Raw genomic sequence first — 10581 nt, 5'->3', positions numbered from 1 at the left:
ACTTCGCGATCACGCCCGCGCATCGGCAGGAGGTGCAGAGCGACATCGTGGCCGAGCCGCTCTACCAGAGCGACATCGTGATCGTTGCGCAGCGCGAGCACCCGCTCGCGCAGGCCACCAGCGTGGCCGAGCTGCGCGACTGCCAGTGGGTGCTGTCGAGCGCGCCGGGCGGGCCGGGGGCGGTCATCGATGAGGTGTTCGCGCGCGCCGGCCTGGGCGAGCCGCGGTTGGGCATGGTGTGCGAATCCTTCCTCGCCCTGCCGGGCGTGGTGACGCATTCGCGCATGCTCTCGACCATGCCGCGCACCCTGTTCGAGATGAACGCCTTTCGCGAGTCGCTGTGCATCGTGCCGGTGCGCGACGCCATGCCCAGCCCGACGATCTGCGTGCTGCGCCGCCACGACCTGCCCCTGACGCCGGCCGCGCGCGAGCTGATCGGCTGGATCCAGCACGTGGCGCTGGCCGGCCGGCGCGCGCTGGCCGATCAGCGCTGAGGCATGTCCTTATACGAGTAGCCCAGGCTCACCGTCGCGTCCTCGGGGATCGGCGGCATGCTGGCGTTCCAGGCCTCCCAGCGCTCGCGCATGGCGGCCAGGCGTTCGGGTTCGCGCGGCGCCAGGTTGGCGCGCTCGCGCGCGTCCTTGGCGATGTTGAAGAGGTAGTCGTTGCCGTCCACGCGCAGGTACTTCCAGTCGCCCTCGCGCAGCGCGCGCTGGCCGCGGTGGTTCATGCGCCAGTGCATGGGGCGCTCGATGCGCGCGCCAGCGTCGCGCCACACGGGCAGCAGCGACACGCCGTCGGGCGCGCAGGCGGGGTCGGGCGCCACGCCGGCGGCGTCCAGCAGGGTGCGCGAGAAGTCCATGCTCATGCCGTGCTGCGCGGTGCTGCCGCCGGCCGGCACCTGCGCGGGCCAGTGCACGATCCAGGGCACGCGGATGCCGCCCTCGGTGAGGTCCATCTTGCCGCCCACCAGGGGCCAGTTGTCCGAGAAGCGCTCGCCGCCGTTGTCGCTGGTGAAGACGACGACGGTGTTCTCGGCCAGGCCGTGCCGCTTGAGCGCGTCCATGATCCAGCCGATGCCTTCGTCCATGTGGTGGATCATGCGGCGGTAGCTCTCCACGTTGCCGCCGTGCAGGTGGAACAGGTTCTTCGCCAGCTCGGGCGCGACGCGGGCGTCGTCGCGCGTTTCCCAGGGCCAGTGCGGCGCGGTGTAGTGCAGGCTCAGCATGAAGGGCGTGCCGCCCTGGGCGCCTGCGGCCATGCGGTCGACGTAGTCCACGGCGCGCCGGCTCAGCAGGTCGGTGAGGTAGCCCTCCTCGGCCTTTTCCTCCTCGCCGAACCACAGGTCGTGGTCGCCGGTGCTGGCGCAGTGGGTGAAGTAGTCCACGCCGCCGGCCATGGGGCCGAAGAACTCCTCGTAGCCCGAGCGCAGCGGCCCGAAGGCCGGCGGGTAGCCCAGGTGCCACTTGCCGATCAGCGCCGTGCGGTAGCCCGCGCCGCGCAGCAGCGAGGGCAGGGTGGGGTGCTTGGGCGGCAGGCCCAGGGTCTGGCTCTTGCGCGCCTTGCTGTTGATGGGCTCCTCGGCCGCGCCGCGCAGCCGGTACTGGTAGCGCATGGTCATCAGCGCGAAGCGCGTGGGCGAGCACACCGGCGAGTTGGAATAGCCCTCGGTGAACTTGAGGCCACCGGCGGCCAGCGCGTCGATGTTCGGCGAGACGCGGCCGAAGCCGGCTTCGCGGCCGCCGTAGCAGCCCAGGTCGGCGTAGCCGAGGTCGTCGCAGACGATGTAGATGATGTTGGGGCGGTTCATGTCGCGATCATTCCACTTTCATGCCGGTGGCCTTCACGATCGCGCCGTAGCGCGCGTTCAGGTCGGCCAGGCGCTGGCTGGCGGCGGCGCCGGTGAGGCCTTCGTAGAACAGGTCCAGGCCGTTCATGCGGGCCTTGACGTCGGGGCGCCGCAGCGTCTCGGCGATGGCCTTGCCGATCTGCTGCACCAGGGCGTCGGGCGTGGCGGCGGGCGCCATCACCACGTAGAGCACCTCCTGCTCCAGGCCTTTGAAGCCGAGCTCGCCCACGGTGGGGATCTCGGGCGCGAGCGCCGAGCGCTGGCGGCTGGTGACGGCCAGGGCGGTGATCTTGCCGGCCTTCACGTGCGGCAGCATGCCCGGCGTGGCCAGCGCGCCGCCGTCCACCTCGCCCGCGAGCACGGCGGTGACGGCCGGTGTGTTGCCGCGGTAGGGCACGTGGGTGAGCTTGTGCCGGGTGGCTTCGGCGAACACCTCCACCGCCAGGTGGCCCGGGCTGCCGCTGCCGGCCGAACTGAAGTTGACGTTCTTCGCCCCGCTCTGCTCCACCAGCTGGGGCAGGGTCTTCAGGCCGGTGGAGGGGTGCACGCCGATCAGCAGGCCCGAGGAGGCCATGATGATCACGGGCTTGAGGTCCGCGGCCTTGAAGCCCTGGTTGGGGTAGAGGTGCGGGTTGATGGTGAAGGTGGTGTCGATGCCGAACAGCAGGGTGTTGCCGTCGGGCGCGGCCTTGGCGGCGTCGGCCGCGCCGATGTTGCCGGCCGCGCCGGGCTTGTTGTCCACCACGAAGTTCTGCTTGAACCGCTCGTGCAGCCCCTGGGAGACCGAGCGCGCCAGGATGTCCGCCGGGCCGCCCGCGGGGAAGTTGGTGACGAAGCGCACGGTCTGCGCGGGCCAGGCCGTCTGGGCGTGCAGGGCGGGGGCGGCGAGGGCGGCGGCGAGGGCAAGGCCCAACAGCGCGCGGCGGCGAGCGGTCATGAAAAGAACTCCTTCGGACAAGGCGGGTGCTCAGTCGAGCTGGATGCCGGTGGCCTTGATCGGGGCCTCCCAGCGCTTGAGGTCGGCCGCCTGGGCGGCGGCCAGTTCGTCGGGCGTGGAGCCCACGGCGTCGTAGCCCAGGCCGAGCAGGCGCTCGCGCAGGGCGGGCGTCTTCACCGCGGCGGCCACGGCCTTGGACAGGCGGTCGCGCGCGGCGGGGTTCATGTTCGCGGGGCCGTACATGGCGAACCAGGCGGTGGCCACCATGTCGATGCCGCTTTCCTTGAGCGTGGGCACCTCGGGCACCTGCGGGTCGCGCTGCGCGCCGGTCACGGCCAGGATGCGCACCTTGTTCGTGCGGTGCAGTTCGGCGGTTTCGGAGACGACGTCGAACTTGTAGTCGATGTGGCCGCCCAGCAGCGCGGTGTTGGCCGGGCCGCCGCCCTGGAAGGGCACGTGGTTGAGCTTGGCGCCCACCTGCTGCTCGAACAGCACGCCCATGAAGTGCGGCAGCGTGCCCAGGCCCGGCGTGCCGTAGGAGGCCACCCCCGGCTGCGCCTTGGCGGCCTGCACCATCTCGCCCACGGTCTTGGCCTTGCTGGCGGGGCCGGCCACCACGCCGAACTGGAAGTTGGCGATCAGCGAGACCGGGCTGAAGTCCTTCACCGCGTCGTAGTCCAGCTTCTTGTAGACGTGCGGGAACAGCACCATGGGGCCGCTGGGCAGCACGATCACGGTGTGGCCGTCGGGCTCGGCGCGCTTGACGAGGTTGAGCGCGATGCGCCCGCCCGCGCCGGGCTTGTTCTCCACCACGATGGGCGCGTACTGGTCGCGCAGGTGCTCGCCGAGCAGGCGGGCCAGGGTGTCGGCCGAGCCGCCGGGCGGAAAGCCCACCACGATCTTCAACGGGGTCTTGTCCTGCGCGAAGGCACCGCCGCCCAGGGCGAGGGCGGCGAGCAGGCTGGCATGGATCAGGCGGCGGCTGAAGGTCATGGTGTGTCTCCGGGTGTGGTTGTCGTGGTGCGGGTGGTCCCGCTTGGAGCCGGCCATGCTAGGGATTCACAATCGATTGCGGAAATCAACCGTTCTACGGGTTTACCCTGATGTCATCCCCCCCTGCCGGGACCGACCGGCTGCTGCACCCCGAGCGCCAGGCCGACTTCCTGCTCTACCGCCTGTACCGCATCCACATCACGGCCGGGCGCACGGTGGTGCGGATGTGCGAGGAGCGGCACGGCATGACGCGGCGCGAGTGGCGCGTGCTGTCCTTCCTGGCCGAGAACGAGGGCGTGCTGTCATCGGCGCTGGCCGAGCGCGCCATGCTGGACCGGGCGCGCACCTCGCGCACCCTGACCTCGCTGGCGGGCAAGGGGCTGATCGAGCGCCGGCCCAAGCCGCACGACCGGCGCGAGGTGCAGATCTTCCTGAGCGAGGCGGGGCGCCGGGTGCACGACGACATCTTCCCGCGCATCGCGGCCATCAACCACGCGCTGGTGCAGGGCCTGACGCCCGAGCAGCGGCGCGCGCTGGACGCCATGGTCGCGCACGTGCAGGCCCTGGCCGACGGCATGCTGGCGGGCGAGGCGCCGCTGGCGCGCGACAACCCGGACGACGACCACTGAGGCGGCGCGTCGGCGCTCCCTCGGCTGATCCACGGCGCGCCCTCCCGCGTACAAGGGCCATTCGCCACTTCATGGGGGCCCGCATGGCGCTCGATCTGTCTTCCGTGGCCCTGCAATGGGCCGAACGTGGCTGGCTGCCCGAGCCGGCTCTGCGCCTGGGCATCCGGCGCCTGCTGCGCGAGCGGCTGGACGAGACCCGCCACCAGGACCCCGAGGGCGCCGCCGCGCTGACGCAGGCCTTCCTGGCCTCGCTGCGGGCCGCGCCCCTGGCGCTGCACACCGACAAGGCGAACGAGCAGCACTACGAGCTGCCGCCCGCCCTGTTCGAGGCCATGCTGGGCCCGCAGCGCAAGTACAGCTGCTGCTGGTGGCCCGAGGGCGTGTCCTCGCTGGAGGCCGCCGAGGAGGCGGCGCTGGCCGAGACCGCCGCGCGCGCCGGCCTGGCCGACGGCCAGCGCATCCTGGAGCTGGGCTGTGGCTGGGGCTCGCTCAGCCTGTGGATGGCGTCGCACTACCCGAACGCCAGCATCCTGGCGGTGTCGAACTCGGCCTCGCAGCGCGCCTTCATCGAAGCCCAGGCGCGCGCGCGCGGGCTGGGCAACCTGCGCGTGCTCACCTGCGACTTCAACGCCTTCGGCGAGGACGGCGCGCACGATGGCCAGTTCGACCGCGTGGTGTCGGTCGAGATGTTCGAGCACCTGCGCAACTGGCCCCAGGCCTTCGCCAAGGTGGCGCGCTGGCTGCGCGACGACGGCCGCTTCTTCATGCACGTCTTCGTCCACCGCGAAGCGCCGTACGCCTTCGAGGCCCGCGACGCCAGCGACTGGATGAGCCGCCACTTCTTCTCGGGCGGCATGATGCCCAGCGACGACCTCGCCCTGCTGTGCCAGGACGACCTGGCCCTGCTGGAACGCTGGCGCTGGGACGGGCGCCACTACGCGCGCACCGCGGCGGCCTGGCTGGAGCGGCTGGACGCCCATCGGGAGGCCCTGCGGCCGGTGTTCGAGTCGGTCTATGGCGCGCGCCAGGCGCCGATGTGGTGGCAGCGCTGGCGGCTGTTCCTGCTGTCGGTGGAAGAGCTGTTCGGCTACGACCAGGGGCAGCAGTGGTGGGTGAGCCACTACCTGTTCGCGCCGCGGCGCTGATCCCATGGAGGCCAACCACGCGCTGCTCGCCGCCGCGGCCGCGGGCCTGCTGACCGCCTTCGCGATCGCGCTGCCCACCTGGCTGGCCAGTCTGGCGCTGCGCGACGCCAGCGTCGCCGACCGCGTCTGGCCGGCCTTCGTCGCGGCGCCCGCCCTGGTCTATGCCTGGCGGCTCGGCGCCGACGCGCGGGCCCTGGCCATGCTGCTCATCGCGCTCGCCTGGGCCTTGCGCCTGGGCGTGTTCATCACCTGGCGCAACTGGGGCCACGGCGAAGACCGCCGCTACCGCGACATGCGCGAGCGCCACGGGCCTGGCTTCGCGCTCAAGAGCCTGTACCTGGTGTTCCTGCTGCAGGCGCTGCTGGGCTGGGTGGTTGGCTGGCCCCTGCTGGTGGCCATGGGGCGCGCTGGCGCGGCCTGGGGCCTGTGGGACTGGGCGGGCGCGGCGCTTGCCCTGGGCGGCCTGCTGATGGAAACCGTGGCCGACGCCCAGCTGGCGCGCTTTCGCCGCGACCCCGCGAACCGCGGCCAGGTGATGGACCGGGGCCTGTGGCGTTGCTCGCGCCACCCCAACTACTTCGGCGAGGCCTGCGTGTGGTGGGGCCTGGGCCTGATGGCGCTGGGGGCGGGCGGCGCGGCCGGCGCCTGGTGCCTGGTCTCTCCGCTGCTGATGACGGTGCTGCTGCTGCGGGTGTCGGGTGTGACCCTGCTGGAAAAAGACATCGGCGAGCGCCGCCCCGCCTACCGCGACTACGTGGCGCGCACCAGCGCCTTCTTCCCCTGGCCGCCCCGGCGCGGAGGCGCGCGGTGAGGGCCTGGCGCGGGTGGGCGCTGGCCTGGCTGCTGGCGGGGGCCGCGGCGGCGCCCGCGCGGGCCGAGGTCTGGGCCTTCGAGGTGCGGCTGGACGGCCGGCCGATCGGCTCGCACCGCTTCGAGCTGAGCGGCCCGCCCGAGGCGCGCGAGGTGCAGAGCGTGGCGCGCATGGACGTCACCCTGCTGGGCGTGCCGCTGTACCGCTACCGCCACGAGGCGCGCGAGCGCTGGCGTGGCGATTGCCTGGACGGGGTCAGCGCGCGCACCAACGACGGCGGCGAGGCCAGCCAGGTCGAGTGGCCCGACGACACGGCCGGCGCCAGCGGGCCTGTCCGGCCCGCCTGCCTCATGAGCTACGCCTACTGGAACCCCGCGCTGACGCGCCAGACGCAGCTGCTCAACCCGCAGACCGGCCAGCTCGACGCGGTGCGTTTCGAGCGCCTGGCCGATGCGCCGCTGGCGGTGAACGGGCGCGAGGTGACGGCCGCGCGCTGGCGGCTCGTCGCCACCGCGCCCACGCCCGCCGCGACCCGCCAGACGCTGACCCTGTGGCTGGATCGCGCCAGTGGCCGCTGGATCGGCCTCGACGCCCTGGTCCGGGGCGATCGGCTGCTGAGCTACCGGTTGCCCTGAGGCCTGTTTTTTCTTTTTTGGCGGAGACCCCCCATGCAACACGCGACTTCCCACGCCCCGGCCGCGACGGCCTCGACCGGTGCCGCGCCGGCCTGGCGCTGGCCGCTGGCCTATGCGCTCACCGCGCTGGTGTTCCTGGCGCTGGACGCGGTCTGGCTGAGCAGCATGCACACCACGCTGTACCAGCCCGCCATCGGCCATCTGTTGTCCGGCACCGTGGACTGGACGGCCGCCGGCCTGTTTTATGTCCTGTACATCACCGGCCTGCTGGTGTTTGCCGTGGCGCCCGCGCTGTCCTCCGGCCGCTGGGGCACCGCGCTCGGCCGCGGGGCGCTGTTCGGGCTCCTGGCCTACGCGACCTACGACCTCACGAATCAGGCCACGCTGCGCGACTGGCCCTGGCGCGTGACGCTGGCGGACCTCGCCTGGGGCGCCTTCGTCAGCGGCACGGCCTCGGGCCTGGCGGCCCGGCTCACCCTGGCTACATGCCGACGAGTCCGCCCAGCCAGCGGGCGATGACCCCATCGAAGGCCAGCCGGCCGTCGACCGAGGCGAGGCAGATGCACTCGCCGCCGTCCTGCACCACCGGCTGGTGGTGGACATCGGCATCGGCGAGGTCGAAGTCGCCCGGGCCGAACAGGGCCCGCCCGTCATGGAAGTGGCCGTAGAGGATCTGCGTCAGCTCGGTGCCGCGGTGGGTGTGCCGGGGCAGGTACTTGCCGGCGCCGATGCGCAGCAGGAAGACGTTGGCCTCGGGCGCGTCGGGCACGTTCACGCGGCTCCAGCGCATGCCCGGCCCCAGCCAGCGCCAGCGGGTGGCGCTGCAATCGGCCAGGGCGCGTGGCCACACGGCGCCCAGGGGCAGGGGGGGCGGCGCGCTGGGCCGGCGCGGCGCCCGGTCGCCCAGCGTGGGGACGGGCGGGTGTGGCTCGATGCGCGCGATCCGATCGAGGGCGCGCGCCAGCGCGTCTTCCCGCAGCGGCGCGGGCGGCTGCTCGTCCAGCAGCACCCCGCCCAGGGCGCGCAGCGCCGCCACGCGCTGGCGGCAGGTGGCGCAGAGTTCCAGGTGGGTGGCCACCACCAGCCGCGCCCCGATCGGCAGGCCGACCGCGGCATGCGACAGCAGCAGTTCGTCGCTGGGGTGGTGGTGAATCTCGGGGGCGTCCATGGTCGGGTTCGGCAAGGGAATCGTTGGGTGGCCTCAGGCGTCGAGCAACTTGCGCAACTGGGCCACGGCCAGCCGGATGCGCGACTTGACCGTGCCCAGCGGCAGGCCGAGTTCGGTCGCGATGCGCGCGTGCGGCTCGTCTTCGTAATAGGACAGGCGCAGCACCTGCGCCTGCTCGGCGGGCAGCCGCTCCAGCGCCTCGCGCACGCGCTGCGCCAGCCGCTGCGCATCGGTCTGCTCGGCCAGCCCGGGGCCGTCGGCCGGGAGCTGGTCGAACTCGAAGCATTCGTCGCCCGCGAAGTCCAGCCGTTGCCGGCGCGAGGCGTCCACGCGCAGGTGGCGCGCAATGGTGAACACCCAGGTCGACACCGCGGCCTGCGCCGGGTCGAACAGCGCGGCCTTGCGCCAGACCATGGCCAGGGCCTCCTGGGCCAGGTCCTCGGCGGCCTCGTCGCTGCTGCCGGTGCGCATCAGGTAGCTTTTCACGCGCGGGGCGAAGTGCTGGAACAGGCGGGCGAAGGCCTGCGGGTCCCGGTGTTCGGCGATGCGGCGCAACTGGGCCGGCCAGTCCTCGGACGGGTCGGGCGCGGCGCGGTCGGCGTGGAGCGGAACGATGGTCAAGTGCGGCGTCCTGGGCGGGCTCGGCGGGGTCCCGCCCGGGGGGGTGACCCAGGGGGTGGAGGATTCGTCGCGTCGAGCTTGGCCCATGGCCCTTTTACGCGGCGCGCGGGGGATTGGATCATCGCCCAGTCCGGGATGGCGCGGCGGGGAATCCAAAACCGCCTGGCCTGCGTACAAGCAGGGCCTCACCGACCGAAAGCCACCCCCATGAGCCGTTCCCCCGACCTCGATACGCCACCGCGCGCCCGAACCGGCGGCGACCGCCTGCGCATCGCCGTCGTCGGCGGCGGCATCGCCGGCCTGTCCTGCGCCTGGCTGCTGTCGCGCCGCCACGCCGTCGAGCTGTTCGAGGCCGAGGCGCGGACCGGCGGCCACAGCCACACGGTGGACGCGCCCTGCGGCGCGCGGCAGGTGCCGGTGGACACCGGCTTCATCGTCTATAACGAGCCCGCCTACCCCAATCTCACCGCGCTCTTTCGCCACCTGCGGGTGCCGACCCGGGCCTCGGACATGTCGTTCGCGGTGAGCCTGGACCGGGGCGGCCTGGAGTACGCCGGCACCGACCTCGGCGGCCTGTTCGCGCAGCGCGCCAACCTGCTGCGCCCACGCTTCTGGCGCATGCTGGCCGAGCTCTGGCGCTTCTACCGCGAGGCCCCGCGCGACGCGGCGGCCTGCGGCGGGCTGTCGCTGGACGCCTACCTGGACGCCCGGGGCTACGGCCGCGCCCTGCGCGACGACCACCTCTACCCCATGGGCGCGGCGATCTGGTCTTGCTCGGCCGAGCGCATCGGCCAGTACCCGGTGGCCGCCTTCGTGCGCTTCTGCGAGAACCACGGCCTGCTCCAGGTATCGGGCCGGCCGGTCTGGCGCACCGTCGACGGCGGCAGCCGCGAGTACGTGCGCCGCCTGGTGGGCGACTTCGACGGCCACATCCACCACGAGGCGCCGGTGACCGCGGTCGAGCGCGGGCCCGCGGGCGTGCGGCTGCGCCTGCGCGACGGCGGCTGGACGCCGGCCTTCGATCAGGTGGTGCTGGCCACCCACGCGGACCAGTCGCTGCGCCTGCTGGCCGAGCCGACGCAGGCCGAGCGCCGCCTGCTCGGCGCCTTCGGCTACACGCGCAACCTCGCGGTGTTGCACAGCGACCCCGCCCTGATGCCGCGCCGCCGCGCGGTCTGGTCGAGCTGGAACTACCTGGCCGAGCGCGGCGCCCAGGCCGCGCCGACGGTGACCTACTGGATGAACCGGCTGCAGCCGCACCTGCCCCAGGGGCGGGAAGCGCCGCCGCTGTTCGTCTCCCTCAACCCGGCGGCCGCGCCGCGGCGCGAGCACCTGATCCGCACCGAGGTCTACGAGCACCCGAGCTTCGACGCCGCGGCCATCGCGGCGCAGCGTGAGCTCTGGTCGCTGCAGGGCGAGCGCAACACCTGGTTCTGTGGGGCCTACTTCGGCTCGGGCTTTCACGAAGATGGCCTGCAGGCCGGGCTCGCGGTGGCCGAGGCGCTGGGCGGCGTGCGCCGGCCCTGGACCGTGGACGGCGAGTCCGCGCGCATCCACCTGCCCGGGGCCTTGGCGTGACGACGCCTCGGCCGGCGCCACCGCCCGCCGCCGCCGCGCCGGTCCCGGCGTGGCGCTCGGCGCTGTACGACGGGCGGGTGGTGCACCAGCGGCCGGGCCCGGTGCGGCACCGCCTGGCGTACCGCATGTTCTCGCTGCTGCTCGATATCGATGAGCTGGCGTCGCTGCACGCGCGCCTGCGCTGGTTTTCCGTCGGGCGCTTCAACCTGTTCAGC

At 73.0% G+C, this 10581-nt stretch carries 13 protein-coding genes; 8 read left to right on the top strand and 5 right to left on the bottom strand.

Features of this window, described 5'->3' with window-relative positions:
- Positions 1 to 494, top strand: a 494-nt coding sequence (locus BGO22_RS13615; protein WP_286851300.1) for a LysR substrate-binding domain-containing protein, incomplete at its 5' end; no start/stop codon positions are given.
- Here BGO22_RS13615 and BGO22_RS13610 read toward each other — a convergent pair.
- The 3 genes from BGO22_RS13610 to BGO22_RS13600 are packed head-to-tail and all read right to left on the bottom strand — an operon-like array spanning position 485 to position 3779.
- A complete protein-coding gene (locus BGO22_RS13610; protein WP_286851299.1) occupies positions 485 to 1810 on the bottom strand; it encodes a sulfatase family protein in 1326 nt (441 codons plus the stop codon). The genes BGO22_RS13615 and BGO22_RS13610 overlap by 10 nt on opposite strands.
- Positions 1811 to 1817: 7 nt before the next feature.
- Entirely contained in the window at positions 1818 to 2786 is a 969-nt protein-coding gene (locus tag BGO22_RS13605; protein WP_070399383.1) for a Bug family tripartite tricarboxylate transporter substrate binding protein, read from the bottom strand.
- Between the two features lie 30 nt (positions 2787 to 2816).
- Positions 2817 to 3779 carry a Bug family tripartite tricarboxylate transporter substrate binding protein gene (locus BGO22_RS13600; RefSeq protein WP_286851297.1) on the bottom strand — a complete coding sequence of 321 codons (963 nt, stop codon included), beginning with the start codon at positions 3777 to 3779 and terminating at the stop codon, positions 2817 to 2819.
- A 110-nt stretch (positions 3780 to 3889) separates the two neighbouring features.
- On the opposite strand from BGO22_RS13600, the gene BGO22_RS13595 reads away from it, so the two are divergent.
- The 5 genes from BGO22_RS13595 to BGO22_RS13575 all read left to right on the top strand — a co-directional run bounded on the left by BGO22_RS13595 (position 3890) and on the right by BGO22_RS13575 (position 7518).
- Positions 3890 to 4408: a MarR family winged helix-turn-helix transcriptional regulator gene (locus tag BGO22_RS13595; protein WP_070399385.1), complete on the top strand. Its 519-nt coding sequence runs from the start codon at positions 3890 to 3892 to the stop codon at positions 4406 to 4408.
- A gap of 83 nt (positions 4409 to 4491) precedes the next feature.
- A complete protein-coding gene (locus tag BGO22_RS13590; RefSeq protein WP_286851296.1) occupies positions 4492 to 5553 on the top strand; it encodes an SAM-dependent methyltransferase in 1062 nt (353 codons plus the stop codon).
- 4 nt (positions 5554 to 5557) lie between these two features.
- Positions 5558 to 6364: a DUF1295 domain-containing protein gene (locus tag BGO22_RS13585; protein WP_286851294.1), complete on the top strand. Its 807-nt coding sequence runs from the start codon at positions 5558 to 5560 to the stop codon at positions 6362 to 6364.
- Complete coding sequence (locus tag BGO22_RS13580; RefSeq protein WP_286851292.1) at positions 6361 to 6999, top strand: DUF6134 family protein; 639 nt, start codon at positions 6361 to 6363, stop codon at positions 6997 to 6999. The genes BGO22_RS13585 and BGO22_RS13580 overlap by 4 nt, the downstream gene beginning before the upstream one ends.
- A 33-nt stretch (positions 7000 to 7032) precedes the next feature.
- On the top strand, positions 7033 to 7518 hold the full coding sequence (locus tag BGO22_RS13575; RefSeq protein ID WP_286851291.1) for a DUF2177 family protein: 486 nt from the start codon (positions 7033 to 7035) through the stop codon (positions 7516 to 7518).
- Here the strand turns inward: BGO22_RS13575 and BGO22_RS13570 are convergent.
- Positions 7481 to 8167, bottom strand: coding sequence for a ChrR family anti-sigma-E factor (locus BGO22_RS13570; protein WP_070399388.1), 687 nt, complete (start codon positions 8165 to 8167; stop codon positions 7481 to 7483). The genes BGO22_RS13575 and BGO22_RS13570 overlap by 38 nt on opposite strands.
- Before the next feature lie 33 nt (positions 8168 to 8200).
- Positions 8201 to 8788 carry a sigma-70 family RNA polymerase sigma factor gene (locus tag BGO22_RS13565; RefSeq protein ID WP_286851289.1) on the bottom strand — a complete coding sequence of 196 codons (588 nt, stop codon included), beginning with the start codon at positions 8786 to 8788 and terminating at the stop codon, positions 8201 to 8203.
- Between the two features lie 207 nt (positions 8789 to 8995).
- On the opposite strand from BGO22_RS13565, the gene BGO22_RS13560 reads away from it, so the two are divergent.
- Complete coding sequence (locus BGO22_RS13560) at positions 8996 to 10366, top strand: NAD(P)/FAD-dependent oxidoreductase (protein ID WP_286851287.1); 1371 nt, start codon at positions 8996 to 8998, stop codon at positions 10364 to 10366.
- Positions 10363 to 10581: DUF1365 family protein (locus BGO22_RS13555; protein ID WP_286851285.1), on the top strand; the 219-nt coding region annotated here is incomplete at its 3' end. The genes BGO22_RS13560 and BGO22_RS13555, both read left to right, overlap by 4 nt.

Origin of the sequence: Hydrogenophaga sp. 70-12 (assembly GCF_001897365.1) — a bacterium.
GTDB lineage: Bacteria > Pseudomonadota > Gammaproteobacteria > Burkholderiales > Burkholderiaceae_C > Hydrogenophaga > Hydrogenophaga borbori.
The sequence above is the reverse complement of the archived record's forward strand: the minus strand, read 5'-3'. Positions and strand labels throughout refer to the sequence as shown.